Source organism: Isoptericola sp. NPDC057653 (assembly GCF_042799955.1).
Taxonomy (GTDB): Bacteria; Actinomycetota; Actinomycetes; order Actinomycetales; family Cellulomonadaceae; genus Isoptericola.
The window spans coordinates 306,522-331,777 of sequence record NZ_JBHVHP010000002.1 but is presented as its reverse complement, the minus strand read 5'-3'; the positions used below and the strand labels follow the sequence as shown (position 1 = coordinate 331,777).

Annotated in this window: 24 protein-coding genes and 1 riboswitch; of the genes, 14 read left to right on the top strand and 10 right to left on the bottom strand. The window is 76.5% G+C overall.

What is annotated here, in order from left to right; translation table 11 throughout:
- Positions 1–21 precede the first annotated feature (21 nt).
- A complete protein-coding gene (locus tag ACFU9A_RS12720) occupies positions 22–531 on the top strand; it encodes a Dps family protein (protein ID WP_430575649.1) in 510 nt (169 codons plus the stop codon).
- A 120-nt stretch (positions 532–651) separates the two neighbouring features.
- Entirely contained in the window at positions 652–1,350 is a 699-nt protein-coding gene (locus ACFU9A_RS12715) for a GNAT family N-acetyltransferase (protein ID WP_430575648.1), read from the top strand.
- Positions 1,351–1,442: 92 nt separating this feature from the next.
- Here the strand turns inward: ACFU9A_RS12715 and ACFU9A_RS12710 are convergent, their stop codons facing one another.
- The gene (locus tag ACFU9A_RS12710) at positions 1,443–2,171 is read right to left on the bottom strand and encodes a hypothetical protein (RefSeq protein WP_430575647.1); all 729 of its coding nucleotides are present in this window, start codon (positions 2,169–2,171) and stop codon (positions 1,443–1,445) included.
- Between the two features lie 76 nt (positions 2,172–2,247).
- On the opposite strand from ACFU9A_RS12710, the gene ACFU9A_RS12705 reads away from it, so the two are divergent.
- The gene (locus ACFU9A_RS12705) at positions 2,248–2,928 is read left to right on the top strand and encodes an IMPACT family protein (protein ID WP_430575646.1); all 681 of its coding nucleotides are present in this window, start codon (positions 2,248–2,250) and stop codon (positions 2,926–2,928) included.
- Between the two features lie 15 nt (positions 2,929–2,943).
- On the opposite strand, the gene ACFU9A_RS12700 is transcribed toward ACFU9A_RS12705, so the two are convergent.
- The 3 genes from ACFU9A_RS12700 to ACFU9A_RS12690 form a co-directional block, all read right to left on the bottom strand.
- On the bottom strand, positions 2,944–4,359 hold the full coding sequence (locus ACFU9A_RS12700; protein WP_430575645.1) for a UTP--glucose-1-phosphate uridylyltransferase: 1,416 nt from the start codon (positions 4,357–4,359) through the stop codon (positions 2,944–2,946).
- Positions 4,360–4,417: 58 nt separating this feature from the next.
- Positions 4,418–5,038 (bottom strand): L-threonylcarbamoyladenylate synthase, encoded by a 621-nt coding sequence (locus tag ACFU9A_RS12695; RefSeq protein ID WP_430575644.1) that lies wholly within the window; start codon positions 5,036–5,038, stop codon positions 4,418–4,420.
- Between the two features lie 95 nt (positions 5,039–5,133).
- A complete protein-coding gene (locus ACFU9A_RS12690; RefSeq protein ID WP_430575643.1) occupies positions 5,134–6,150 on the bottom strand; it encodes a threonine/serine dehydratase in 1,017 nt (338 codons plus the stop codon).
- 95 nt (positions 6,151–6,245) lie between these two features.
- Here ACFU9A_RS12690 and ACFU9A_RS12685 point away from each other — a divergent pair, with 95 nt between their 5' ends.
- The gene (locus ACFU9A_RS12685; RefSeq protein WP_430575642.1) at positions 6,246–7,190 is read left to right on the top strand and encodes a LysR family transcriptional regulator; all 945 of its coding nucleotides are present in this window, start codon (positions 6,246–6,248) and stop codon (positions 7,188–7,190) included.
- Between the two features lie 57 nt (positions 7,191–7,247).
- Positions 7,248–8,735, top strand: a complete 1,488-nt coding sequence (locus tag ACFU9A_RS12680; RefSeq protein ID WP_430576462.1) for a lipase maturation factor family protein — start codon at positions 7,248–7,250, stop codon at positions 8,733–8,735.
- Between the two features lie 94 nt (positions 8,736–8,829).
- On the opposite strand, the gene ACFU9A_RS12675 is transcribed toward ACFU9A_RS12680, so the two are convergent.
- From ACFU9A_RS12675 to ACFU9A_RS12665, 3 genes are all read right to left on the bottom strand, one after another.
- Entirely contained in the window at positions 8,830–10,680 is a 1,851-nt protein-coding gene (locus ACFU9A_RS12675) for an ABC transporter ATP-binding protein (RefSeq protein ID WP_430575641.1), read from the bottom strand.
- Positions 10,677–12,542 carry an ABC transporter ATP-binding protein gene (locus ACFU9A_RS12670; protein ID WP_430575640.1) on the bottom strand — a complete coding sequence of 622 codons (1,866 nt, stop codon included), beginning with the start codon at positions 12,540–12,542 and terminating at the stop codon, positions 10,677–10,679. Before ACFU9A_RS12670 ends, ACFU9A_RS12675 begins: the two co-directional genes overlap by 4 nt.
- Before the next feature lie 361 nt (positions 12,543–12,903).
- Positions 12,904–14,556: a bifunctional hydroxymethylpyrimidine kinase/phosphomethylpyrimidine kinase gene (locus ACFU9A_RS12665; RefSeq protein ID WP_430575639.1), complete on the bottom strand. Its 1,653-nt coding sequence runs from the start codon at positions 14,554–14,556 to the stop codon at positions 12,904–12,906.
- Positions 14,547–14,662, bottom strand: a riboswitch (TPP riboswitch). (Overlaps the previous gene by 10 nt.)
- Positions 14,663–14,740: 78 nt before the next feature.
- On the opposite strand from ACFU9A_RS12665, the gene ACFU9A_RS12660 reads away from it, so the two are divergent.
- The 5 genes from ACFU9A_RS12660 (at position 14,741) to ACFU9A_RS12640 (ending at position 18,727) form a co-directional block, all read left to right on the top strand.
- Positions 14,741–15,385: a hypothetical protein gene (locus ACFU9A_RS12660; RefSeq protein ID WP_430575638.1), complete on the top strand. Its 645-nt coding sequence runs from the start codon at positions 14,741–14,743 to the stop codon at positions 15,383–15,385.
- 76 nt (positions 15,386–15,461) lie between these two features.
- Positions 15,462–16,238, top strand: a complete 777-nt coding sequence (locus ACFU9A_RS12655) for a YcnI family protein (protein WP_430575637.1) — start codon at positions 15,462–15,464, stop codon at positions 16,236–16,238.
- The gene (locus ACFU9A_RS12650) at positions 16,235–16,861 is read left to right on the top strand and encodes a copper resistance protein CopC (RefSeq protein ID WP_430575636.1); all 627 of its coding nucleotides are present in this window, start codon (positions 16,235–16,237) and stop codon (positions 16,859–16,861) included. The genes ACFU9A_RS12655 and ACFU9A_RS12650 overlap by 4 nt, the downstream gene beginning before the upstream one ends.
- 129 nt (positions 16,862–16,990) lie before the next feature.
- Complete coding sequence (locus ACFU9A_RS12645; protein WP_430575635.1) at positions 16,991–18,433, top strand: hypothetical protein; 1,443 nt, start codon at positions 16,991–16,993, stop codon at positions 18,431–18,433.
- A gap of 15 nt (positions 18,434–18,448) precedes the next feature.
- Positions 18,449–18,727, top strand: a complete 279-nt coding sequence (locus ACFU9A_RS12640; RefSeq protein WP_430575634.1) for an acylphosphatase — start codon at positions 18,449–18,451, stop codon at positions 18,725–18,727.
- Here ACFU9A_RS12640 and ACFU9A_RS12635 read toward each other — a convergent pair.
- On the bottom strand, positions 18,717–19,397 hold the full coding sequence (locus tag ACFU9A_RS12635; protein ID WP_430575633.1) for a class I SAM-dependent methyltransferase: 681 nt from the start codon (positions 19,395–19,397) through the stop codon (positions 18,717–18,719). The genes ACFU9A_RS12640 and ACFU9A_RS12635 overlap by 11 nt on opposite strands.
- A gap of 143 nt (positions 19,398–19,540) precedes the next feature.
- On the opposite strand from ACFU9A_RS12635, the gene ACFU9A_RS12630 reads away from it, so the two are divergent.
- Positions 19,541–20,281: a class E sortase gene (locus tag ACFU9A_RS12630; protein WP_430575632.1), complete on the top strand. Its 741-nt coding sequence runs from the start codon at positions 19,541–19,543 to the stop codon at positions 20,279–20,281.
- A 13-nt stretch (positions 20,282–20,294) separates the two neighbouring features.
- A complete protein-coding gene (locus ACFU9A_RS12625) occupies positions 20,295–20,456 on the top strand; it encodes a hypothetical protein (RefSeq protein ID WP_430575631.1) in 162 nt (53 codons plus the stop codon).
- 23 nt (positions 20,457–20,479) lie between these two features.
- Here ACFU9A_RS12625 and ACFU9A_RS12620 read toward each other — a convergent pair whose 3' ends face one another.
- Entirely contained in the window at positions 20,480–21,472 is a 993-nt protein-coding gene (locus ACFU9A_RS12620; RefSeq protein ID WP_430575630.1) for a LacI family DNA-binding transcriptional regulator, read from the bottom strand.
- Between the two features lie 26 nt (positions 21,473–21,498).
- Here ACFU9A_RS12620 and ACFU9A_RS12615 point away from each other — a divergent pair, with 26 nt between their 5' ends.
- Positions 21,499–22,359, top strand: a complete 861-nt coding sequence (locus ACFU9A_RS12615; RefSeq protein WP_430575629.1) for an LLM class F420-dependent oxidoreductase — start codon at positions 21,499–21,501, stop codon at positions 22,357–22,359.
- Positions 22,360–22,409: 50 nt separating this feature from the next.
- Here ACFU9A_RS12615 and ACFU9A_RS12610 read toward each other — a convergent pair whose 3' ends face one another.
- Positions 22,410–24,197 (bottom strand): ABC transporter ATP-binding protein, encoded by a 1,788-nt coding sequence (locus ACFU9A_RS12610; protein ID WP_430575628.1) that lies wholly within the window; start codon positions 24,195–24,197, stop codon positions 22,410–22,412.
- Between the two features lie 70 nt (positions 24,198–24,267).
- Here ACFU9A_RS12610 and ACFU9A_RS12605 point away from each other — a divergent pair, with 70 nt between their 5' ends.
- Positions 24,268–25,203, top strand: a complete 936-nt coding sequence (locus ACFU9A_RS12605) for a D-isomer specific 2-hydroxyacid dehydrogenase family protein (RefSeq protein WP_430575627.1) — start codon at positions 24,268–24,270, stop codon at positions 25,201–25,203.
- Positions 25,204–25,256 lie beyond the last annotated feature (53 nt).

Below are 25,256 nucleotides of genomic sequence, written 5' to 3'. Positions count from 1 at the left end.
CACCGACACCGGAGGTCCCCGATGCCCGAGCTCCCCCGCTACACCGTCCCCTCGCTCACGCCGGAGGAGGGCGCCCGCGTCGCCGCGATCCTGCAGGAGCGGCTCGTCGCCCTCACCGACCTGCACCTCACGCTGAAGCACGTGCACTGGAACGTGGTGGGGCCGCACTTCATCGCCGTCCACGAGATGATCGATCCCCAGGTCGACGCCGTGCGCGCGATGACCGACGCGATCGCGGAGCGGATCGCCACCCTCGGCGTCGCGCCCGTCGGGACCCCCGGCGCGATCGTCGCCGCGCGCACGTGGGACGACTACGCGCTCGGCCGGGCCACGACCACCGAGCACCTGCACGCGCTGGACCACGTCTACCAGGGCGTGATCTCCTCGCACCGCAAGGCGGCCACCGAGACGGCCGGGCTCGACGACGTCACGAACGACCTGCTCATCGGGCACCTGCACGACCTGGAGCTGTTCCACTGGTTCGTGCGGGCCCACCTGGAGAGCGCCGGCGGCGCCGTCTCCGAGGGCTGACCGCGCGGAAGGTCGAGCAGGCACTGCGGGCGGGTCGTCGGCACCGGCCGACGGCCCCCCCGCAGCGTGCCCTCGAGGAACCCCGTGCCGCACCGCCCCCGGTCGCGGCATGATGTGCCCGTGATCCGCCGCTACCGCCCCACCGACCGGGCCGCCGTCGCCGAGGTGTGCGTCCGTACCGCCGCGGGCGGCGGCGACGCCCGCGGCCTGTACTCCGACGACCTCCTCATGCCCGAGGTCTTCGCCCTGCCCTACGTCGACCACTCGCCCGACCTCGCGTTCGTCGTCGTCCGCCCCGACGACGAGCTCGGCCGCGACCTCCACGGCGAGAGCCCCGCCGACCCGGCCGACGACGTGCTGCGCGTCGAGGACGGCCGCCTGACGGGCTACGTCATCGGCGTCGCCGACACGCGCGAGTTCGCCTCCTGGTGGGGGCAGGCCTGGGGACCCGGGTTCGCCGCGCGGCACCCGGAGCCGGGCACGTCGCCCACGGGCCGCGAGCCGGGCTTCCCCGAGGCCGCGCTCCTCGACGCCGGGAAGGACGGCGGCCGCATGGTGCGGGGCCTCACCGCCGGCGAGCTCGACGGGTACCCGGCGCACCTGCACATCGACCTGCTGCCCGAGAACCAGGGGCAGGGCCTGGGCCGCACGCTGCTGGACACGCTGCGCTCGGCGCTGGCCGCGCGCGGGGTGCCCGGCGTCCATCTCGGCATGGACCCCGCCAACACCCGCGCCCGCGCCTTCTACGACCGCTACGGCTTCCACGAGCTGCCGTCGCACTCCCCCGACGCCCCGCTGCTCGGCATCGCCACCGCCTGACGCCACGGCCCGAGGCGCCCGGGTCTCCCGTGCCGGGTGGTCAGGTGCCCGCCCGGGCCGCCCTGCTGTTTCAGAGCGCTTGGCACACTATTTTATCGAACGGAGTCCTCGTCGGAGGGCGTGAGCTCCCGACCGAGGTCGGGCACGCCCGCGTCGACCCACGCCCGACGCACCTGCTCGAACCGCGTGGGCAGCGGAGGCCGCACCGCCCCGTACCGCGCGTTCGTCCGGTGCACGAAGCGCCGCCACGACAGCACCAGCCCCTGCCGGGTGATCGGCAGCCCGCTCGCGACCGTGGTGCCGTGGTCGTGCGTGTGGTGCACGGTGAGCAGCAGCGCCCGCGGCACGGACCCCTCCAGCTCGGCGGCGAGCTCCGTCCGCACCACCATCCAGTGCCGCAGCAGCAGCACCACCTCCGGCGGCAGGCGATGCTCCCGGACGGTGCGGTGCTTGCCGTGCCGCAGGACGACCCTCCCCTCCCCCGGCTCGCGGGCGCCGCCCACGCGCCCACGCCGGCTCGCCGCCGCCGGGTCCGGCCCGAGGTCGAGATCCTCGGCGCGCACGCGCAGCAGGTCCCCGTACCGCGCACCGGTCGCCCGGGTCAGGCCCGCGATCACCGCCAGGCGCACGACCTCCGGCTTCCCCCCGGGACGCAGCGCCTCCACCGACAGCTCCCGCCACACCCAGTCCGCCTCGTCCAGCGAGACGGTGGGGCGCGGGTACCGGCCCGCGGCGGGCGCGGCCGCTCCCGCCGGGTCGGCTGCGGCGACGGAACCGTCGGTGGGCACGGGCGCGGGGGGCTCCCCCGGGTGCGGCGTCATGGGCCCATCCTGGCGCTTGGCACACTTTTTATCGGGAGGCCGTCGGCGTGTCGCCCGACGACGTAGCCTCGTCCGGGTGAGCAGCCCCGCCAGCCCCGCCCCCGCGCCGCTCCCCGGGACCCTCGCCGCCCCCGTCGACCACGAGCTCGTGATCAAGAGGTCGCGCTTCCTGGCGCACCTGGCCCCCGCCCGGAGCGTCGAGGAGGCCGATGCCGTCGTCGCGCGGGTGCGCAAGGAGCTCTGGGACGCGCGGCACCACTGCGTGGCCCTCGTCGTCGGCACCCGGGCCGACCAGCAGCGCTCCTCCGACGACGGTGAGCCGTCCGGCACCGCGGGCGTGCCCATGCTCGAGGTGCTGCGCCGCCGGCAGGTGACGGACGTCGTCGCGGTCGTGACCCGCTACTTCGGCGGGGTGCTGCTGGGCGCGGGCGGGCTGGTCCGCGCCTACTCCGGCGCGGTCGCCGAGGCCCTCGACGTCGCCGCGTCCGACGGGCTCCTGCGACGGCGGGAGGTGCTCACCGAGGTCACCGTCGACGTGCCGCACGCCGACGCCGGCCGGGTGGACCACCTGCTCCGCGACTGGGCGTCGACCCACGACGCCGTCCTCGAGGAGCCCACGTACGCCGCCGTCGCCCGCCTCGCGCTGCTCGTGCCGCCCGCAGCGCTCCCCCGGCTGCGCGACGACCTCGCCGCCGCGTCCGCCGGCGCCCTCGTGCCCGTCACGGGCGCCGACCGCGTGGTCGACCTGCCCGCGTAGCGTCGCGCGCGACGGTCAGGGGGCGACGCCGTCCGCGGTGACGGTGGCGCCGTCCGGCACGGTCGCGCGCCGGCCCTCGTCGGGCAGGGCGGCGTCGCCCTCGGCGCGGACGCCCGCGCCGAAGGTCCAGTCGCCCTCGACGGTGAGCGACGACGCGGCGCGCAGCGAGGGCGCGCCCGCGGCGAAGCGCTCGTCGAAGCGGGAGATCGTCTTGTACGTCTTGGACAGCTTCACCAGCGGCGCGGCGACCTGGGCGACGAGCCGGTAGCCGTCGGTGAGCTCGTAGACGTCCGAGCGCATCAGCAGGAGGTCGCTGGTGGTCTTCACCGGCAGGAACCGCTCCCGGCCCACCTCGATCGCCGTGGCGCCCTCGAAGACGGCCACGGCCGCGCCCATCGCGGACTCGATCTGCACGACCGCCGGGGACGACGCGTCCGTGGGGTCCACGGTCTTCTCGTTCCGGATCAGCGGCAGCTCGAGGACGCCGCCGGTGCGGTCGAGCTCGGCGGCCAGCGCCTCGAGGTCGAACCAGAGGTTGTTCGTGTGGAAGTACGGGTGCACGGACGGGTCCAGGGACACGTCGACGTCGTCCGGGTGGGTCTGCGCCGTCTCGCGCTGCACGATGCGCCCGTCGCTCTTGCGGACCACGAGCTGCCCGCCCTTGACGTCCGCCGGCGACTTCAGGCACATCTCGGCGGCGTACGGGGCGCCCGAGGCGGCGAACCAGGCGGCGATGGCGCCGTCGGGGGCCGCGCCGAGGTTGTCCGAGTTGGAGACGCTCGCGTAGCGGAAGCCCGCGTCCAGGAGCGTCCGCACGACGCCCGACGCGTGCAGCGCCGGGTACAGGTCGCCGTGCCCCGGCGGGCACCACTCGAGGGTCGGGTCGGCCGGCCAGTCGACGGGCTCCAGGTCGTCCGCGCGCAGCTTGGGCTCGCGGTTCTGCAGGAAGTCCAGCGGCAGCCCGTCGACGGCGAGGTCGGCGTACGGCGCGAGCGCGGCGAGCGTGTCGTCCCGGGTGCGGAAGGAGTTCATCAGCACCAGCGGCAGCCGGGCACCGGTGGCCTCCCGGGCCGCGCGCACCTGGCGGACGATGACGTCGAGGAAGGTGAGGGCGCCCCCGTCGGCGCCCGGCGCGTCGTCGCGCACCGTGAGCAGCGACTTGGCCTTGTCCATCCCCATCGACGTGCCGAGCCCGCCGTTGAGCTTGATGATCGCGGTCCGGGCCAGCGCGGCCTGGGCGTCGGCGGCCGGGACGTCGAGGTCCGCGTGCCGCGGCAGGTCGACCAGGGGGTCGACGTCGGCCTCGCGCACCAGGCCCGTCTCGCCGGACTCGAGGAGGCGGTAGAAGCGGGTGAAGGTCTCGATCGCGGCGGGGGCGACGCCCTCCGCCGACATCTTCTCTCGGGCCAGGGCAAGTCCGCGGTCGCTCATGAGCAGCACCCTAGCCGGGGCGGCGGCCCCGCCGGCCGGGCGTCCGCGGCCTGGCTGCCTACTCGAAGCGCGCCGGGTCCCCCGCGCCCACGCGCACGACCTCGGGGTACCCCTCCGACCAGTCGACGACGGTCGTGGGCTCGGCCACCACCTCGCCGCCGTCGACGACGGCGTCGACCACGTGGTCGAGCTCCTCCTTGACCTGCCAGCCGTCCGTGAGGGGCTGCTCCTGGCCGGGCAGGATCAGCGTCGAGGACAGCAGCGGCTCGCCGAGCTCGCGCAGCAGCGCCTGCACCACCCGGGACGCGGGGATGCGCACGCCGATGGTCTTCTTCTTGGGGTGCGCCAGGCGCCGCGGCACCTCCGCCGTGGCCGGGAGGATGAACGTGTAGGGCCCGGGCGTGGCCGCCTTGATTGCACGGAACGCGGTGTTGTCCAGGCGCACGAGCTGCCCCAGCTGCGCGAAGTCGGCGCACACGAGCGTGAAGTGGTGGCCCGCGTCGAGGTGCCGGATCTGGCGGATCCGCTCGGTGCCGTCGTGCTGGCCGACCCGGCAGCCCAGGGCGTAGCCGGAGTCCGTGGGATACGCGATGAGCGCCCCCTCGCCCAGCATCGCGACCACCTGCCCGATCGCCCGGGGCTGCGGGTCGACCGGGTGGACGTCGAAGTAGCGGGCCATGCCCGGCAGCGTATCCCCGGGCGCCCCTCCCCCACCCGAGATGGGGCGGCGAGCCCGCGCGCGGCGCGCGTCCGCGGCGCCGCCCGCTCGGACGCTCAGGCGCCCAGGGCCCGGCGGAGCTCGGTCTCGCTCGCGTTGCCGCCGGAACAGACGACGCCCACGCGGCGCCCGGCGAACTGCGCCGGATGCGTGAGGACCGCGGCCAGCGCGGCGGCGCCCGCGCCCTCCGCGACGGTGCGCGCGCCCGTGAGGTAGGCGCGCTGGGCGGCGGCGATCGCGTCGTCGTCCACCAGGAGGAAGTCGGCGAGCCGCTCGCGCAGCACGGCCTGGGTGAGCGCGAAGCCGCATCCGACGGCGAGCCCCTCGGCGCGGGTCGTGTTCGCCGCGGTGCGCAGCTCGCCGGCGCGCCACGAGTCGTGCGCGGCCGGGGAGGCGGCGGCCTGCACCGCGACCACCCGCAGCCCCGGCGCCAGCGCACCCGCGACGAGGCACGCGGCGGCGGCGCCGGAGCCGCCCCCGACGGGCACCACCAGGACGTCGAGGTCCGGCGCCTGCTCCAGCAGCTCCAGGGTGGCGGTCGCGACCCCGGCCACGAGGACGGGCTCGTTGGCGGCGCCGACGAGCCGCGCGCCGGTCGCCGCGGCGATCCGGCCGGCCTCCTCGCGGGCGTCGTCGAAGGTCTCGCCGTGCAGCACGACGTCGGCGCCGAGGTCGCGCACCGCGCGCTCCTTCAGCGGGTTCGGGTGGTGCGGCATGACGATCGTGCACCCGGTCCCGGTATGCCGGGCGGCGAACGCGAGGGCCTGGGCGTGGTTGCCCGTCGAGTAGGCGACGATGCCGCGGCGGCGCGCGTCGTCGTCGAACCCGAGCAGCAGGTTGAGGGCGCCGCGGACCTTGAACGCCCCGGTGTGCTGGAGGTTCTCGTGCTTGACGACGAGGTCCGCCCCCGCCGCGCCCGCGTCGGCGACCGCGCGGGCGAGCTCCGGGTGACGCAGCGCGGGCGTGCGGACGACGAGCCCGTCGATCCGGCGGGCAGCGGACAGCACGTCGCGCATCGTCGGGGGTGCCGGCACGTCGGCCGACGGGGCGGGCGTCGGGAGCGGGGTCGTCATCACAGCAGGATCGCCCGCGGCCGACTGATAGGTCCAATGCCTGTTCTGACTGCACGTCATAGACCCCGTCGATGGATCGTCGTAGGCTGGCCGCCGTGTCCGTCGAACCCGCTCCCCCGCCCCACCTCGACCTCACGCGGCTGCGCGTGCTCGCCGCCGTCGCGCGCACCGGGTCGGTGACCGCCGCGGCCCGTGAGCTGCACTACGCGCAGCCCTCCGTCAGCCACCACCTCGCGCGCCTCGAGGCCGAGGCCGGCCTCCCCCTGCTGCAGCGGGCGGGCCGAGGAGTCCGCCTCACCGAGGCGGGGCGGCTCCTCGCCGCGCGGGCCGAGGAGATCCTGGGCCGTGTCGAGGGCGCGCGCCGCGAGCTCGACGCCCTCGCCGGCCTCCGGGCCGGTCGTGCCCGCCTCGCCGCCTTCCCGTCCGCCCTGGCGACGCTCGTGCCCGCCGCGGTGGCCGGGCTCCGCGCGGAGCACCCGGGGCTCGGCGTCGGGCTGGTCGAGGCCGAGCCGCCCGAGGCCGTGGCCGCGCTGCAGGCCGGGGACGTCGACGTGGCCCTCGTCTTCCGGCACACGGACGTGGGGCACGCGCGCCCGGTGATGGACCTCTCACGGTTCGAGGCGACCGTGGTGCACGAGGAGCCCATCGCGCTGGTCCGCCGTGCCGACGACCCCCGCGCCGCGGCGGCCGGCGCCGCCGGCCCGCCCCCGCTCACCGAGCTGCGCGACGCCGCGTGGATCGCCGGCTGCGAGCGCTGCCGGGCCGACCTCGTGGCCCGCTGCGCGACGGCCGGGTTCGCGCCCCGCATCGCGTTCGAGACCGACGACTACGTGGCCGTGCAGGCTCTCGTCGCCTCCGGCGCGGGCGTGAGCCTGCTGCCCTCCCTGGCGCTGCGCGCGCACCGCAACCCCGACGTCGTCACGGAGCACCTGCCCGGCGCCACCCGGCAGGTCCTCGCCCTCACGGTGGGTGCCCCGACACCGGCGGCGCACGCGCTCGTCGAGCGCCTGGTCGAGGCGGGGGACGCCGCCCGCGACTAGCGTGGAGGCGTGCCTGCGCAGCCCCTGGCCGGGCTGCCCGCCGAGCTCCCCGCCGCGCTGCCGCCGGGGCTCGCGACATGGCTCGACGGGTGGTGGGCCGGCACGGACTACGACGTCGCCCGCGAGATCCTCCAGCGGGGCGTCGCGGCCCTGCTGTGCCTGGCCTTCGTCCAGGCGCTCGCGCAGTTCCGCCCCCTGCTCGGCGAGCGGGGGCTGCTGCCCGTGCGGGCGTTCACCGCGCGCGTCCGGTTCCGCGCCGCGCCCTCGCTCTTCCACGTGCGCTACTCCGACCGGCTGCTGGTGGTCGTCGCGGGGCTCGGCGCGGCCGGCGCCGCCGCGGTCGTGGTCGGGCTGCCGCAGACCGGCCCGTGGTGGGTCACGACGCTCGTGCTGCTGGCGCTCTGGGCCGCGTACCTGTCGATCGTCTCCGTGGGTCAGCGGTTCTACGCGTTCGGCTGGGAGACGCTCCTGTGCGAGCTCGCGTTCCTCGCGGCGTGGTTCGGGTCGCCGGCGGTGCCCGCCCCGTTCCTGCTGGTGCTGGCCGCGCGCTGGCTGCTGTTCCGGCTCGAGCTCGGGGCCGGGCTCATCAAGTGGCGCGGCGACCCGGCCTGGCGTGACCTCACGGCCCTGGACTACCACCACGAGACCCAGCCGATGCCCGGCCCGTTCAGCTGGCACGCCCACCACCTGCCGCGCTGGTGGCACCGCACGGAGGTGGTCGGCAACCACGTGACGCAGCTCCTGGTGCCGTGGCTGCTGTGGCTGCCGCAGCCGCTGCCGAGCGTCGCGGGCGGCGTCGTCGTCCTCACCCAGGGCTGGCTGGTGCTGACCGGGAACTTCGCCTGGCTGAACTGGGCGGCGATCGTGCTCGGCGCCGCCATGGTGTCCGACGGCGTCTGGCGCACCCTGCTCGGCGCCCTGCCCGGCGACGTCGGCGGCCCGGTCGGCACGACGGCCACCGACGTGCCCCTCGGCTACCTGGTCACGGCCTCCCTCGTCGCCCTGCTCCTCGCGGTCCTGTCGGTGCGGCCGGCGCTGAACCTCGCGTCGCGCCACCAGAAGATGAACGCGAGCTTCGAGCCGCTGCGCCTCGTCAACGCCTACGGCGCGTTCGGCAGCGTGACGCGGCGGCGCGACGAGGTGGTCGTCGAGGGCACCCTCGCGAGGCGCCCCGGCCCGGACGACTGGCGCGAGTACGCCTTCCGCGGCAAGCCCGGCGAGGTGGACCGGCGCCCTCCGCAGGTCGCGCCCTACCACCTGCGGCTGGACTGGGTGCTGTGGTTCGTGCCGCTCGGCGCCTCCGGCCCCTGGATCGGGCGGCTGTGCGTGCGCCTGCTGGAGGCGGACCCGGCCACGCTGCGCCTGCTGCGGCGCGACCCGTTCGACGGCGACCGCCCGCGCTGGGTGCGGATGCGGCTGTTCCGCTACCGGTACACGACGCGCGACGAGCACCGGCGCACGGGCGACTGGTGGGTGCGGTACGAGCTCGAGACGATCGTCGACCCGGTGGACCTGGACCTGCTGTCCAGCCTGCGGGGCCCTTGATGGCCCCGCCCCCGCGCACGACGACGCCCCGCCCCCGGGGACGGGGGCGGGGCGTCGTCGGCGGGCCGCCGGGCGAGGCGTCAGAGGCGAGGCGTCAGACGAGCGAGTCCTGCCAGGCCGCGTTGAGGGCGGCGTAGTGCCCGTCGCCCGCGGCCAGCTCGTCGGGCGTCCCGTCCTCGATCACGCGCCCGTGCTCCATGACGAGCACACGGTCGGCGATCGCGACGGTCGACAGCCGGTGGGCGATGATGATCGCCGTCCGGTCGGCCAGCAGCGTCTGCAGGCCGTGCTGCACCAGACGCTCGCCGGGGATGTCCAGCGAGGACGTGGCCTCGTCCAGGACCAGCACCGCCGGGTCCGCGAGGAACGCGCGCGCGAAGGAGAGCAGCTGTCGCTGCCCCGCGGACACGCGCCCGCCGCGCTTGTTCACGTCGGTGTCGTACCCGTCGGGCATGTCCATGATGAACTCGTGCGCCCCGACCGCACGGGCGGCGGCCTCGATGTCCGCCTGGGGCGCGCCGGGCCGCCCGAGGGCGATGTTCTCCCGCACGGACCCGCTGAACAGGTACGCCTCCTGCGTCACCATGACGACGGCGCGCCGCAGGTCGGTGGTCGACAGGTCGCGCACGTCGACGCCGTCCAGCAGCACGCGGCCCTCGCTGGCGTCGTAGAACCGCGTGACGAGCTTCGCCAGGGTGGACTTGCCGGCGCCGGTCGTGCCGACGAGCGCGACCGTCTGCCCCGCCGGGATGGCGAGGTCGAGGTCCGGCAGCACCACGGGCCCGTCGCCGTAGCGGAACGTGACGTCCTGCAGCCGCAGCCCGCCGCGCGCGTGCGGCAACGACACGGGCCGCCGCGGCTCCACGACGGTGGGCTCCTCGGCCAGCAGACCGGACACCTTCTCCAGCGCCGCCGTGGCGGACTGGAACGAGTTGTAGAACATGCCGAGCTGCTGGATCGGCTGGAAGAACCGCTTCACGTACAGCAGGGAGGCCACCAGGACGCCGACGTCGAGCGAGCCCTGCACCACCCGCCACCCGCCGACCGCGAGCGCCGCCGCGACCGCGACGTTGCCGATGAGGACGAGGCCGGGCTGGTAGCGGCCGTTGACGCTGAAGATCCGCAGGTTGGCGTCGCGGTACTCCTCGCCGATCCGGTCGTACTCCGCCTCGGTGGTGGACTCCCGGCGGAACGCCTGCACGGCCCGCATGCCCGTCATCGTCTCGACGAACTTCACGATGAGCCGCGCGGAGGCGGTGCGCTGCTCGCGGTAGAAGACCTGGGAGTGCTTCTGGAACCAGCGGGTCAGCAGCCAGGCGGGGACGAGGGCGACGGCGAGCACCAGTCCGGAGCGCCAGTCGAGCAGGAACAGGCCCAGCCCCGTGAAGATCATGAGCATGAGCGAGGACACGACGCCGGTGAGACCGCCGTCGAGCAGCTCGCGCAGGGCCTCGAGGTCGGACGTCTGGCGGCTGATGATCCGGCCCGACGTGTACGACTCGTGGAACTCCAGGCTCAGCAGCTGGGTGTGCCGGAAGACGCGCCGGCGCAGGTCCAGGAGCACCCCCTGGGCGATCCTGGCCGCCTGCCGCACGTAGGCGCCGGCGCAGAGTCCGCCGACGACGGCGGCGACCAGATAGGCCGAGCCCACGATGACAAGCGTGCTGACGTCCCCGCCCATGAGGTCGGGCACCGCCGAGTCGATGGAGAGGGACACGAGCCACGGGCCCGCGACCTGGCCGAGGGTCGAGAGCACGACCAGGACGCCGGCGAGGCCGAGGGCCCCGAGGCGCGGCCGGAGCATCTCGCCCAGCAGGCGCATCGAGCGGGACCGGACGGCGCGCGACGTCTCCTTGTCGAGACGGGTGGCGTCGTCCGCGCTCGCGTCGGTGGGGCGACGTCGCCCCTGGTCCCCGGCGGGGGCGGGGGTGCTGGGGCGGCTCACCGCTGGACCTCCTCGGTCTGGGCCTGCTCGGCATGGTCCTGCTCGGTGCGGTCCTGCTCGGCCCGGGCGCGGTCGGGCTCTTCCCGGCCCGAGTGCTCGGCGCTCTCCTCCCAGTCCTGCTCGAGGCTGGAGATGACGTGCCGGTAGTGGGCGTCCGTGGCGAGCAGCTCGCTGTGCGTGCCCACGGCCGTGATCCGCCCGTCCTGCAGCACGGCGACCCGGTCCGCGAGCGCCACGGTCGACGGGCGGTGCGCGATGACGAGGCTGGTGGTGCCGTCGAGCACGGACCGCAGGCGGGTGGTGACGGCCTCCTCGGTCGCGACGTCGAGCGCGGACAGGGGGTCGTCGAGGACGAGCACCGCCGGCCGGGCGGCGATGGCGCGGGCGAGGGCGAGGCGCTGGCGCTGCCCGCCGGACAGGGACAGCCCCTCCTCCCCGATCCGCGTCTCGACGCCCTGGGGCAGGTCGGCGACGAAGCCGGCCTGGGCCACCTCGATCGCCTCGTGCAGCCGGCGCTCCCGCTCGGCCTCGGGGACGGCGTCGGGGCCGGCCTCCGGGACGCCGAGGAGCACGTTGTCGCGCACGGACGCGGAGAACAGCGTGGGGTCCTCGAAGGCGACCGCCACGGCGCGCCGCACGTCGTGGCGCCGCATGCGGCGCACGTCCACGCCGTCGAGCAGCACCTCGCCGCCCGTGACGTCGAAGATGCGCGGGACGACCATGGCGAGGGTGGACTTGCCGGACCCGGTGAGGCCCACGAGCGCCGTGGTGGTGCCGACCGGCAGCTCGAGGTCGACGTGCTCGAGCACGGGGCGCGCGGAGTCCTCGTACCGGAAGGTCACGTCGCGCAGCTCGAGCTGCCCGCGGGAGGCTCCCACCTCGACCGGGTCCGCCGGGTCGGCGAGCGGGTTCGGGGTCTCCATGACCTCGAAGAAGCGGTCGACGGCGGTGCGGGCGTTGAGCGTCATCGAGAGCGTCATGCCGAGGTCGACCACGGGGCCGTTGATCACGGCGGCCGTGAGGAAGAACGCGACGAGGCTGCCGACGGTGATCTGCCCCTGGGCGGCCAGGACCGTGCCGAGCACGAGGCACACCGCGAGGGTGACCTCGGGGATGAGCTGCAGCGCGGTGGTGACGGTGGCCTGGTTGCCGGCCTTGCGGATCTCCGTCTGGCGCAGCTCCTCGGCCTGGTCGGTGAACGAGTCGAGGGCGTCGCGGCCGCGGCCGAAGGCCTTGAGCACGCGGATGCCGTGCACGGACTCCTCGACGGTGGTGGCGAGGTCGCCCGACTGGTCCTGCGAGAGGCGCGCGATGACGCGGTAGCGCCGCGAGAAGCGGAACGCGATGACCGTCACGGGGATCGCGCCCGCGAGGTAGACGAGGCCGAGCCAGCCGGCGGTGGCCAGGAGGATCCCGACGCCGACGACGATCGTCACGGCGCTGACCACGAGCTGCAGGAGGCCGAAGATCAGCCACCGGCGGAGCAGGCCGAGGTCGCCCATGATGCGGCTGAGCAGCTGGCCGCCGGGCCACCGGTCGTGGAACGCGACCGGGAGGTCCTGCAGGTGGCGGAACAGCGACATGCGCATCTCCGCCTCGATCCGCGTGCCGGGGTACATCACGAGGTTGCGCCGCAGCAGGACGAAGCCGGCCTCGGCGACGCCGAGCACGAGGACCAGGACGACCGGCACGACGAGCGCGCCCAGGTCGTGGGCGGCCGCCCCCTCGGCGAGCGGACCCTCGACCAGGGTCTGCAGCACGCGCGGGATCGCGAGGGCGGCGAGGCTGGCGCCCAGCGCGGAGAACAGGCCGCCGATGAGGCGGGGCACGGCCGGGCGCACGTACGGGTACAGCCGCCGCACCGACGCGATCGTGGAGAGCTCGGAGCCCGCGGGGGCGGCCGTGGCCTGCGGGCCGGCGGGACCGGGCGGCCCCGACGACCGGCCGGGCGGGGTGCCGGGCGCGGCGGGTCGGCGCGCGGCGGAGGAGGCGGAGCTCCTCCTCGGACTGTCGGAGGGATCGGCGCCTGCGGCGCCTCTGCTGCTGCTGCGCGGTGCGCGCGTTGTGTCGGGCATCACCACCATTCTGACACCCGCCACCGACACGCTTGCCCCGGTCACCCCTCCTTGGCAAGCGTTTGCCCGGCACGCGGTGAAGGCGCGGCGAAGGCATGGCGCCGGGCTGACCCGGCGGGTGACCCGAGGCGCCCCGGCGCGGCGGACCTCACCCCGCCGCGGCCCCGGCGAGCGCGACCGCACGGGGCTCGGCGGCCTGGTCGAAGAACGCGAGCTCGTGCTCGCACGCCCGCTGGAAGGCCGCCGCCATCCGCGCCCGCGTGGCGGGCCCGGCGTCCCCGGCGGCGCGGCGCAGGACGGCGACCGCCCGGCGGGTCGAGGCGGCGAACTCCTCGTCGGCGTAGGTGCCCAGCCAGGCGGAGTACGGGTGGTCGGGGCGGTTCAGCGCGGCCAGCCGCTCCCCCACGTCCTGGTAGATCCAGTAGCAGGGCAGGACGGCGGCGACGAGCGTCGCGTAGTCGTCGCCCGCGCCGCGCAGGTGCTCGAGGTACGCCGCCGTCGTCCGGCTGGCCGGCACGTCGGTCGGCTCGCCGCCGAGCCAGCTCGTGTGCAGGTCGAGCTCCGTGACGAGCGCGCCGTGCGCCCCGCCGGCCCAGAAGGTCTGCTCGGCGCGCGTGGGGGCGAGCTGGCTCGCGCGGGCCAGGCAGCGGGAGTACTCGCGCAGGTAGATCGCGTCCTGCTCGAGGTAGGTGCGGAACCGGTCGGCGGCGAGCGACCCGTCGCCGAGCGCGCGCACGAACGGCAGCCCGTCGATCGCGGCGCGCACCGGGGCGGCGGCGTCCCACCACCGGTCGACGGCGGCCCGGCCGGCCGCGGCGGCGGCACCGTCCTGCGCACCCGGCCGCTCCCGCTCCACCGCGCCCGACGGGGTGCTCCCCGCGAGATGGTCGACGGGCCCGTGCCCGCCGCCGACGCGCAGCGCCTCCCCCGCCCGGATCGCGGCCGCGAGCCACGCCTTCGTGTCGCGCAGCGCCTCGGCCCAGTCGCCGGTGCGGGCGTACCGGGCCGCCAGCCCGCTCGACAGGGAGCAGCCGGTGCCGTGCGTCGCCGTCGTACGCACCCGCTCGCCGGCCAGCTCCAGCAGCACGCCGTCGGCACCGACGAGGGCGTCCGGGGCGCCGGCGCCGTCGTCGCCGGTCAGGTGGCCGCCCTTGGCCACCACGAGCACGTCGTGGCGCGCGGCGAGCCGGCGCGCCTGGTCGAGCGCCGCGGCCCAGGAGGCGGCCGGCGGCTCCTCGACGAGCACCGCGAGCTCCGGCAGGTTGGGCGTGACCACGTCGACCCTCGCGAGCAGGTCCCGCACGGCGCGCTCGGCCGTCGGGTCGAGCAGGCGGTCGCCGCTGGTGGCCACCATCACCGGGTCGAGCACGACGGCCGGGCGGGGCGACGTCGCCCCGCGCGGCAGCCCGTCCAGCCACGCCCCGACGGCCCGCGCGACGGGCGCGGCCGCGAGCATCCCGATCTTCACCGCGTCGATCGCGACGTCGTCCGCGAGCGCGTCGAGCTGGGCCGTGAGGAACTCCGCGGGCGGCACGTGCACCCCCCGCACGCCGCGGGTGTTCTGCGCCGTCAGGGCGGTCAGCGCCGCCATCCCGTACCCGCCCGCGGCCACGACCGCCTTGAGGTCCGCCTGGACCCCGGCGCCGCCCGAGGGGTCGGAGCCCGCGATCGCGAGGACGCGGGGCCGGCTGGGCGGGGCCGCGCGGTCGGTGGTGCCGTGCTCGGTGGTGCCCTGGCCCGTGGTGCCACGGTCGGTGGTGCCCTGGTGGGCGGAGCTGTCGTGACGTGCGCGCACGCTCATGCCGACATCCCTTCGCTAGTGCGAGCTAGATCAGGTTCGACGGGTGTGATCTCAGCGTCCAGGCGCCGGCCGGGGCCGACGGCGGGAGGCACCCCGTGTCGTTCGGCGCCACCGTAGCCCACCGCCCGCGAGGGGCGTCCGCGCGTCCCACCAGGCGCGTCGCCCGCCGGGATAGGGTGCGGGGGTGTCCGTGGTCGTCCGTCGTGTGCGCGAGCTCCTCGTCGCCGGCACGACGCTCAGCATCGCGGCCGCCGCCCACCTCCTGGCCGGCGGCTCGCTGCCCGGTGCACCCCTCGCGTGGCTGGTCGTGCTGGCGCTCTCGGCGCCCGTCGCCGTCTGGACGGCGCGACGCCGCCTGACGCTCCGTCGCCTGCTTCCCGCGATGGTCGCGCTGCAGCTCGTGCAGCACTCCGCCCTGTCGGTGCTGGGCGCCGCCCCCGCCGGTGACGCCGGGACGACGGCCACCGCCCTCGCCGGGCACGCCGGCCACGACCTCGGGCCCGGCTCATTGCCTCCCGCGGCCGGCGTCGCCACGCACCTGGAGCACGCCGCGGACGGCGGCACCACCACGTGGATGCTCGCCGCGCACGCCGTCGCGGTCGTCCTGACGGCGCTGCTGCTCGCCGCCGGCGACCGGGCCGCGGCGAACGTCGCCTCGCACCTGGCGCACGTCGCCCTGCTGGTGCAGGGCCCCCCGGCGCTGCCCGTGGTGCGGCGCGGCCCGGTCGTCGCCGGGCCCGCCTGGCGCCCGCTGCCCTGGGACGCCCGCCGCCGCCCCGCGCCGCGCGGACCGCCGTCGTGGCGCGGCGCGCTCGTGCGCGCCGCCTGAGCCTGCCCCGGTCCGAGGTCGGACGGGGCGGGCCCCGCCGTCCCACGACCCCCTCGAACCACCGGAGCAGACAGCCATGTCCTCGACCACCCTTGCCCGCACCAGCCCCCGCCGCGCCGCCGTCGCCGTGCGCACCCGCCGGCTCGCCGGCGCGGCCGCCCTCGCCGTCCCGGCCCTCGTGCTCGGCGCCGCCGCCGCGTCCGCGCACGTGACGGTGACGCCGGACTCGGCCGAGTCCGGCGCCTACGCCACCCTGACCTTCAAGGTCCCCAACGAGTCCCCCGAGGCCTCGACGACCGCCGTGACGGTCGCCCTGCCGACCGACACCCCGTTCACCAGCGTGTCCGTCGAGCCCGTCCCCGGGTGGAGCGCGAAGGTGACCCGGGCCGCGCTGCCCGAGCCCGTCGACGTCCAGGGCACCACCCTCACCGAGGCGCCCGCGAGCGTCGAGTGGACCGCCGACGACCCGGACGCCGGCATCGCGCCCGGAGAGTTCCTCCGCTTCTCGGTCTCGGCCGGCGCCGTGCCCGACGGCGTCGACACGATCACGCTGCCGACCACGCAGACGTACTCCGACGGCGAGGTCGTCGAGTGGGACCAGCCCGCGACGGGCGACGACGAGCCCGAGCACCCCGCCCCCGTGCTGCAGGTCGTCCCCGCGACCGGGGGCGACGCGCACGGCGCCGCGTCCGACACGGCGGCGCAGGCGTCGGACGGGGCGGGCGCCGACGGCGGCTCCGGCGACACCCTGCCCCTCGCGCTCGGCGCGGCCGGCCTCGGGCTGGGCCTCGTGGGCGCGGTGACGGGCGTCGCCGCCCTCGCCCGCACGCGCGCCCGGACGGGGCAGCAGTGACCCGCCGCCGGCGCGGCACGGCCCGCCGCGCGCTCCTGGCCGGCGCGGGCGCCGTCGGGCTCGCCCTCGCGGGCGCGGTCGGGCTGGCCGGGCCGGCGAGCGCGCACAACGTCGTCGTCGGGACGACGCCGGCCACGGGCTCGACCGTGACCGAGGCGCCCGAGTCCGTCGAGGTGACCTTCGACGAGGCGGTCCTCAACCTCGCCGCGGACGGGTCGAGCACCGTGATCTCCGTGACCGACGCGGACGGCACCGAGCACGCGACCGGGTGCCCCACCACCCAGGACCGCACGGCGTCCGTGCCGGTGACGCTCGGCCCGGCGGGCGAGTACACCGTGGACTGGCGCATCGTGTCCGCCGACGGGCACCCGACCAGCGGGCAGTTCGCGTTCACCTACGACCCGCCCGCCGGGACCACCGCGGCCACCCCGGGCGCCGCCGCCACGCCGTGCGGCTCCCCCGCCGCCGGCGCCGACGAGGCCCGGCCCGCGAGCGGCACCGGCACCACGGACGCCGGCGGCTCCTCCGAGCTGGTCGTCGTGCTGGGCATCGCGGGGGGCGTCGTCGTGCTCGCGGGCGCGGCCGTCCTCGTGGCGCTCCGCGTCGCGCGGCGCCGCGACTGAGGCACGACACCCGCCCACGACCGGTCAGGGCCAGGACCACGCGTGCGTGGCCCTGGCCCTGACCGGTCTCGGGGAGGCGCCGCGGCCGGGCGTCCCCGCACCTGCCGCGCGCCGCCTACGATGCCGACCATGGATGCGGGGCAGATCGTCGGGATCGTGACGGGCCTGGTTGTGGTGGTCGTGCTGGTCACGGCGGTGGCCGTCTGGGCGGCGCGGCGCAGGAACGCCGCCCGGGCGCGCGCGGCCGAGCTCGAGGCGGAGCTGCAGCGGCTCGGCGTCGAGGCCGGCTCCGCGCTGGTGCGCACGGACGAGCGGGCCCGCCTCGCGGAGGACGAGCTGGCCTTCGCGGTGGCCGAGCTCGGCGAGCGGGAGACCCGCGAGCTCGCGCCCACGCTGCGACGCGCGCGCGAGCGCCTGGCCGAGGCGTTCCACCTCAACCAGCGGCTGCACGACGAGGTGCCGGACACGGACGCCGAGCGGCGCGAGTGGTCGGCGCGGATCGTCGACCTGTGCCGGTCCGCCGGCGGCTCCCTGGACGACATCGACCGCGGCCTCGCCGGGTTGCGGCAGACCGTCCGCGCGACCCCGGACGTCGTCGCCCGGGTGGACGGCGAGCTCGCCCGGGTGCGCGAGGCCGTGCCGGCCGCGCGTGCGGACCTCGAGCGGCTGCGCGGCCAGTACGCCGAGCGCGCCCTGCTGCCCGTCGCGGACAACCCCGACCAGGCGGAGCGCCTCCTCGAGTTCGCCGGGCGCAGCACCGCCGCCGCCCGCAAGCGTCTGACGACGCAGCAGGTGGCGGAGGCCGGCGCCGCCGCCCGCGCGGCGGAGGAGGCCGTGCGCCGCGCCGAGGGGCTGCTGCGCGCCGTCGACGACTACGAGGCGGAGGCCCTGCGCGCCGAGGCCGCGCTCGGCGCGATCGTCGCCGAGTCGCGCGCCGAGCTCGCCCAGGCCCGCGCCCTGCCGGCCGCCGTGCGCGCGGGCCGGATCGACGGCGCCGTCGACGCCCTCGAGGCCGCGCTCGCGTCGCTGCCCGCGCCGGGCGAGCCGGGCGACCCCCTCGACGCCCTCACGCGCGTGCGGGAGGCCAACACCGCGCTCGACGACGCCGTGGCCGAGCGGGCGGAGCGCGACGAGCGCAGCCGGAAGGCCGCGGCGCGCCTCGGGCCCGCGCTCGACGACGCCGAGCGGCAGCTCACGGCCGCGCGCTCCGTCGTGGACGACTACCGCGCCCCCGTGGGGCCGGACGCGCGGACGCGGCTCGCGGAGGCGGAGCGCGAGGTGGCGCAGGCGCGGACGGCGGCGGACCCGGAGCGGGCGTTCGCCGCGGCCCGCCGCGGCGCGGCCCTCGCGGCGGAGGCCGCCACGCTGGCGCACCGCGACATCGCGCGCGCCGGCAGCGGCCAGCGGTGGGACGGCGGCTACAACGGCGGCGACCGGGGGTACGGCGGCTGGGAGGGCGGCCGCCGCCCGGCGGGCCGCAGCGGCTCGGACGTCTTCGGCGCCGTGCTGGGCGGGATGGTGCTGGGCGGGATCCTCGACGACATCGGGGACATCGGGGACATGTTCGACTGACGGACGGAGGGCCGGATGACCACCACGGTGCGGCGGCGCGTGCGGGTGCACGGCCGCGTCCAGGGCGTCGGGTTCCGCTGGGCGACGCGCCGGGCCGCGGCCGACGCGGGCGTGGTCGGCCTCGTGCGCAACCTGCCCGACGGCACCGTCGAGGCCGAGGTCGAGGGCGCCCCCGACGCCGTGGCGGCGATGCTCGCCTTCCTGCGCGAGGGCCCGACCGCGGCCGTCGTCACCCGCGTCGAGGTCGAGGACGTGCCGCCGCGCGGCGACGGCGCGTTCGTCGTCAGCGGCTGACCGGTCCCGACCACCCCGCCGGGAGGCGCGCGGCCACGACCTCGATGACCCCCGCCCGGGTCCGCTCGTGCTCCTCCACGACGAGCCCCTGCTCCTGGACCCACCGCGCGGGGCGGCGGCCGAAGTGCTCGCCGGCCAGCGGCACGCTCACCAGGTCGGCGGCCGCCTGCAGCGCGCGCAGCGGCCAGACGCTCGAGGCGACGTGGTCCGCGAGCAGCAGCAGGCCACCGGGCCGCAGCACGCGCGTCATCTCCGCGAGGGCCGCCCGGTCGGAGCCGATGGCGCACAGCGAGAACGTGCACACGACGGTGTCGAACGCGGCGTCGGGCAGGTCGAGGGCCTGCGCGTCGCCGAGCCGCAGGTCGACGTCGTCCAGGCCCAGCCCCGCCGCACGGCGGCGGGCCAGCTCCAGCATCGCGGGGCTCCACTCGACCCCCGTGTACGCGCCCGCGGTCACGGCCCGGGGGTAGTGCGCCAGGTTGAGCCCCGTGCCCGCCGCCACCTCGAGGGTGCGGCCCTGGGCCCGCGCGCACAGCCGCCCGCGCACGTCGGGGAACATCCGCCGCTCAGCGGCCGCGAAGGCCCGGTCGTAGCCCGCCGCCTCGCGGTCCCACCGGCGCCGCAGCCGTGCCGCGCGCCGTCCCGTCGCGGTCTCGTCGTCGCTGGTCACCGGTCCAGGCTCCCATGCGCCGACCACGCGCGACAGGCCCCCCCGGGCCGGGCCGGCGCCCCGCCCCGGCGAGCCCGGCCGCCCGCCGTCCGCAGGTCACCGCCGCGCCGCGACAGGCCCCGCGACCACGTACGATCGCGCACGTGACGAGTCCCACCCACGCCCGACCTCCCCGCCGCCGCTCCGCCGGCAGCGCCGTGGTCGGCGGCGTCGGCGAGCTGCTCATCACGCTCGGCGTGATCCTCGGGCTCTTCGTCGTCTGGCAGCTGTGGTGGACGTCCGTCGAGGCGAACGCGCAGGCGCAGGAGGTGGTGCAGGAGTTCCGCGCCACCCTGCCGCCGGCCAACCCGGCGGTGGCCGAGCTGCGCACCGACGACCCGCCCGTGCCGGACCCCGTCGGGTACGGCGAGACGATCGGGACCCTCATCGTGCCGCGCTGGTACGGCCTGACCAACAACGCGATGCCGATCGCCGAGGGCACGGGCATGGACGTGCTGGACAAGGCGATGGCGGGCCACTACGAGGCGTCGCAGCAGGTGGGCGACATCGGCAACTTCGCCCTCGCCGGGCACCGGCGCACGCACGGCAACTCGTTCCGCCACGTCGACGAGCTGAAGAAGGGCGACCAGGTCATCGTCGAGACGGCGAAGACCTGGTACGTGTACGAGGTCACCGACCACGAGATCGTCACCCCCGACCAGGTGGACGTCGTGGCACCGGTGCCCCACCACCCGGACCAGAAGCCGACCGAGCGCCTGCTGACGCTCACCACCTGCCACTCGCTCACGCTCGGCGAGTACGGCAACGACCACCGCTGGATCACCTACGCGACCTTCGTCGGCTGGATGGACCGCGCCGACGGCACCCCCGACCAGGTCCGCTGAGGCAGGAGACGACATGTACGCGTGGATCTTCCGTCACCTGCCGGGCAACGTGTTCTGGCGGGTGCTGCAGTCGCTGGTGCTCGTGGCCGCCGCGGTGGCCGTCCTGTTCCTGTGGGTCTTCCCGGCGATCGCGCCGTACATGACGCTGCTCGAGGGCGACCCGGCCGTCGGCTGACGCGAGCCCACCCGCCCGGCCGCTCAGGCGCTCTGGCGCACCACGAGCTCCGGGTCGAGGAGGACCTCCTCGCGCGGCGCGGCGGCGTGGTCGATCTCGCGCAGCAGGATCTCCGCGGCGGCGGTGCCGATCGCGCGGGCCGGCTGGCGCACGGTGGTCAGCGGCACGGCGCCGGTCGTGGCGAACGGGATGTCGTCGTACCCGACGACGGCCACGTCCTCGGGCACCCGGACGCCGCCGTCGAGCAGCGCGCGCACGAGGCCCAGCGCGTGCGTGTCGTTGCCGGCGAGCACGGCGTCGGGCCGCGCGCCCGGGGCCGCGGCGGCGATGCGGCGACCCACCGCGGCGCCCTCCTCGAGCCCGAGGTCGTCCGCGTGGTCGACGCGCAGCGTGGCACCGGGCGTCGCCCCGACCACGTCCCGGACCCCCTGCAGCCGGCGGCGCGTCTGCTGGACGCGGGCGGTGCCGGTCGCGACGAGCAGCCGGCGCCGGCCGCCGTCGACCAGGTGCTGGGCCGCGAGCCGCCCGCCCTCGCGGTGCCGCAGCGACACGGTCGACAGCCGCCGCGCCGGGTCCTGCTGGTCCACGACCACCACCGGGTGGCCGCGCTCCTTGCGCGCGACCAGCGCCGCCATCTGCGCGTCGGACGGCGCCACGACCGTCCCGTCGAACCGCAGCTGCTCGAACAGCGCCACGAGCCGCTCCTGCTGGTCCGGGGACTCGTGGGTGCTGCCCGTGACGAGCGTCAGGCCGGCCCGCGCCACCACCCGCTCCACCGCGGTGACGACGTCGGCGAAGAACGGGTTGGACGCGTTGATCACGGACACCCCGACGATGCCGGACCGCTGCCAGCGCAGCTGGCGGGCGGACAGGCTCGGCACGAACCCGAGCTGCTCGACCGCGGCGCGGATGCGGGCCGTCGTCGCGGGCGCCACCTTCTCGGGCCGGTTGAGGTAGTTGGAGACGGTCGCCGCGGACACGCCCACGTGCCGGGCGACGTCGTGGATGGTCACCATGCGCGCCCCCGCGCCAGGATGGGCCCATGACGTCGGGACAGCCGCTCCGCTTCGGGATCAAGCTCACGCAGGACGCGCCGGTGGCCACCTTCCGGCAGGTCTGGCGCACCGCCGACGAGGCGGCCTTCGACCACGTGTGGGTGATGGACCACCTGGCCTCGCTCGGCGCGGACGACGACCGCCCCATCTTCGACGCGTGGGCCATGCAGGCGGCGATGGCCGTGGCCACCTCGCGCGTGCGGATCGGCTGCATGGTGTCCGGCAACTCCTACCGGCACCCGGTGATGCTGGCCAAGCTCGCCACCACGGTCGACCACCTCTCCGGCGGGCGCCTGGAGCTGGGCGTCGGCGCCGGCTGGAACGAGCACGAGCACACCATGTACGGGCTGGATCTCGGCACCGTGCGCGAGCGGATGGACCGGCTCGAGGAGTCGCTGCAGATCCTCACGTCGCTCTGGACGCGGCCGCGCACCACGTTCGACGGCGCGCACTACCGGCTCGCGGACGCGGTCGCGGAGCCCAAGCCCGTGCAGCGCCCGCACCCGCCCATCTGGGTGGGCGGCTCCGGGCCGCGGCGCACGCTGCGGCTCGTGGCGCGGTACGCCGACGCGTGGAACGACACGTCCAGCACGCCGGAGCAGGTGGCGGAGCTCGGCGAGGTGCTCGAGCGGCACTGCGCCGATGTCGGTCGCGACCCCGCGCAGATCCGCCGCACCGTGCAGCTGCGGCTGCGCGAGCACGGCCTCGGGGACCTCCCCGGCCTGGTCGGGCGGTACGCCGCGGCGGGGGTCTCGGAGTTCGTGGTGGTGCTGTCCTCCGGCGAGAGCGCGCTGCGCGAGCTCGACGACGTCGCCGCCGCGCTCCCCACCCTGCGCGCGGCCGCCTGAGCCCTCCGCGCCTCCGCCGGCGCCCGGCCCGCGCGACGCCGCCCCGAGCCTCACGCCGCCCCCGCCTGCGCGGCGTGCAGGGCGGCGTACCGGGCGCCGCGGCGCATCAGCTCGTCGTGGCTGCCGACCTCCACGACCCGGCCGCGCTCCAGCACGACGATGCGGTCGGCCGCGCGCACGGTGGACAGCCGGTGCGCGACCACGAGCGTCGTGCGGTCCCGCATCAGGCGGTCGAGGGCGTCGCGCACCGTGGCCTCGGCCTCCGGGTCGAGCGCGCTGGTCGCCTCGTCGAGGAACAGGATGCGGGGGTCGCGCACCAGGGCCCGCGCGATCGCGAGGCGCTGCCGCTGGCCGCCGGAGAGCCGCGCGCCCCGCTGCCCGACGACGGTGCCCCAGCCGTCGGGGAGCGCGTCGACGAACTCGAGCGCGTTGGCGTCGCGCAGGGCGGCGCGGACCCGCTCGTCGGTCGCGGCCTCCTCGTCCAGCCCGTAGGCGACGTTCTCGCGGATCGTGCCCTCGAAGAGCACCGACTCCTGCGGCACCACCGAGACCGAGCGCCGCACCGTGCGCAGGTCGAGGCCCGCCATGTCCGCGCCGTCGAGCAGCAGCCGCCCCGAGGTGGGGCGCACGAAGCCGAGGACGAGGTTGAGCAGCGTCGACTTGCCCGACCCCGACGGCCCGACGAACGCCACGGTCTCGCCCTCGCGGACCTCGAGGTCGACGTCGTGCAGGGCGTCGTCGGACGCGTCGGCGTAGCGGTGCGAGACGTGCTCGAGTCGCAGGCGCCCGCGCACCGCGTCCACGTGCCGGCGCCCCTCGTTCTGCTCGAGGTCGGGCTCCGCGAGGACCTCCGCGATCGAGCGCACCGACTCCACGCCCCGCGCGGTGACCGGCACGAGGTTGAGCACCTGCGTCAGCCCCTGCGTGAGGAGGCCGAAGTACGTGGACAGCAGCACCACCTCGCCGGGCGTCACGGCGATGAAGCCCGTGAGCGCCACGACCGCCGCGAGCACCAGGCAGCCGACGCCGAGCAGCTGCATCGCGACCCACGACACGGACGCCACCCGCCCGTTGAGCAGGTCGAGGCGCAGCGCCGCGCGGCGCACCTCGTCGGCGCCGTCGGCCACGCGGGACACGGCGGTGCGCTCCAGGCCGTGCGCGCGCGTCACCGGGATGAGGGACGCCATCTCGCCCACCTGGGCGGAGAAGCCCTCGATCTCGCGGCGGAACTCCTCGTTGCGGACCTGCGACCGCCGCGACATCGTGCGGCGGATGACCAGCGCCGTCGGGATGGCGAGGGCGTACACGGGCAGGAACTCGGGCACCTTGATCGCGGTCATCGTGACCGCGCCGATCATCACCATCGTCGCCGAGAGCAGCGGGTGGGTGACCTGCTGCAGCATGAGCTCGACGTTCTCGACGTCCCGGACCACCTTGCTCTGCACGACCGCGGAGCTGGCCCGGGAGTAGTAGCCGATCGACAGCGCCTGCAGCCGCTCCACGAGGGCGTTGCGCAGCGCGGCGCCCGTGCCGCGCACGACGGTCATGAAGTTGCGGGTGTAGACGATGTGGTTCGGGTAGTTCTGCGCGAGGAGCACCACCGCGAGCGCGAACCACAGCAGCACGGACCGCACGGACCCGTCGCCCGCGACGATGTCGATGATGGCGCCGGTGATCACCGGCAGGAACCACAGCGGCGTCTCCTTGACCGCGAAGGCCGCCAGGGCGACGGCCATCCGGCGCGGCTGCGTGCCGAGCAGGCGCAGCAGCGACCGCACCGGCCGCTGGCCGTCGAGGAGGGGTTGGTCGGACGAGCTGGCAAGGGCTTTCCGGCGCACGAATCGATTCTAGACAGAGGGACGGTGGACGGCCGTCCCGGGCGTGGGTCGCGGGTGCTTGAATCGCGGGATGGACGCACCCGGCATCACCGCAGCACCGCAGGCTCCCGCGTGGGTCCCCGACGCCGTCGAGGCGGCGGGCGCGCGGCTGGTCCCGCTCGGGGCCGAGACGGAAGGCCTGCTCTGGTTCGGCGGGTACGACGCCGCGGGCCTCCAGGACTCGGGGCTCGGCGGGGCCCTGGCCTCGGCGCCGGGGGTCCGCTGGGGCCAGCTGCCGTCGTCGGGCGTCGACGGCTTCGCGTCGGCCGGGCTGCTCCGCGAGACGGTCACCTGGACGTCCGCCAAGGGGGCGTTCGCGCGCCCCGTGGCCGAGCACGCGCTCGCCCTCACCCTCGCGTCGCTGCGACACCTGCCCGAGCGGGCGCGCGCCCGCTCGTGGGGCCGGCCCGCCGGCGCCACCCTCTTCGGAGCCCGCGTGCTCGTCCTCGGGGCCGGGGGCATCGCGCGGACCTACCTCGACCTGCTCACCCCGTTCGGGACCCACGACGTCGTGGTCCGCCGCCGCCCCGAGCCGGTCCCGGGCGCCGCGCGCACGGTGACCTCCGACCACCTGCTCGCCGAGCTCGCCGAGGCGGACGTCGTCATGGTCGCCGCGGCGCTCACCGCCGAGACCCGCGCGATCCTCGGCGCCGCCGAGCTGGCCGCGATGAAGCCCGGCGCCGTCCTCGTCAACATCGCGCGCGGCGGGCTGGTCGACACCGACGCCCTCCTGGACGCGCTGGCGTCCGGCCACCTGGGCGCCGCCGCCCTCGACGTGACCGACCCGGAACCGCTGCCCGACGGCCACCCGCTGTGGGACGCCCCGCGGGTGCTGATCACCCCCCACACGGCCGACACGGCCGAGATGATCGCGCCGCTCCTGCGCGGGCGCGTCGAGGAGAACCTGCGACGCTTCGTCTCCGGCCGGGAGCTGGTGGGCGTCGTCGACACCGCGGCGGGGTACTGACACCGACGACCCGTCGGCGGTGCGGTGCTCGCCACAGTCGCCCCCGGACGGTC

What these genes read in the sequence shown, in the direction of transcription:
- ACFU9A_RS12695 (WP_430575644.1), bottom strand. Translation starts at nt 5,038, where the DNA reads ATGGCCCGCTACTTCGACGTCCACCCGGTCGACCCGCAGCCCCGGGCG.
- ACFU9A_RS12700 (WP_430575645.1), bottom strand. Translation starts at nt 4,359, where the DNA reads ATGAGCGACCGCGGACTTGCCCTGGCCCGAGAGAAGATGTCGGCGGAG.
- ACFU9A_RS12720 (WP_430575649.1), top strand. Translation starts at nt 22, where the DNA reads ATGCCCGAGCTCCCCCGCTACACCGTCCCCTCGCTCACGCCGGAGGAG.
- ACFU9A_RS12710 (WP_430575647.1), bottom strand. Translation starts at nt 2,171, where the DNA reads ATGACGCCGCACCCGGGGGAGCCCCCCGCGCCCGTGCCCACCGACGGT.
- ACFU9A_RS12655 (WP_430575637.1), top strand. Translation starts at nt 15,462, where the DNA reads ATGTCCTCGACCACCCTTGCCCGCACCAGCCCCCGCCGCGCCGCCGTC.
- ACFU9A_RS12605 (WP_430575627.1), top strand. Translation starts at nt 24,268, where the DNA reads ATGGACGCACCCGGCATCACCGCAGCACCGCAGGCTCCCGCGTGGGTC.
- ACFU9A_RS12620 (WP_430575630.1), bottom strand. Translation starts at nt 21,472, where the DNA reads ATGGTGACCATCCACGACGTCGCCCGGCACGTGGGCGTGTCCGCGGCG.
- ACFU9A_RS12690 (WP_430575643.1), bottom strand. Translation starts at nt 6,150, where the DNA reads ATGACGACCCCGCTCCCGACGCCCGCCCCGTCGGCCGACGTGCCGGCA.
- ACFU9A_RS12665 (WP_430575639.1), bottom strand. Translation starts at nt 14,556, where the DNA reads ATGAGCGTGCGCGCACGTCACGACAGCTCCGCCCACCAGGGCACCACC.
- ACFU9A_RS12625 (WP_430575631.1), top strand. Translation starts at nt 20,295, where the DNA reads ATGTACGCGTGGATCTTCCGTCACCTGCCGGGCAACGTGTTCTGGCGG.
- ACFU9A_RS12645 (WP_430575635.1), top strand. Translation starts at nt 16,991, where the DNA reads ATGGATGCGGGGCAGATCGTCGGGATCGTGACGGGCCTGGTTGTGGTG.
- ACFU9A_RS12615 (WP_430575629.1), top strand. Translation starts at nt 21,499, where the DNA reads ATGACGTCGGGACAGCCGCTCCGCTTCGGGATCAAGCTCACGCAGGAC.
- ACFU9A_RS12640 (WP_430575634.1), top strand. Translation starts at nt 18,449, where the DNA reads ATGACCACCACGGTGCGGCGGCGCGTGCGGGTGCACGGCCGCGTCCAG.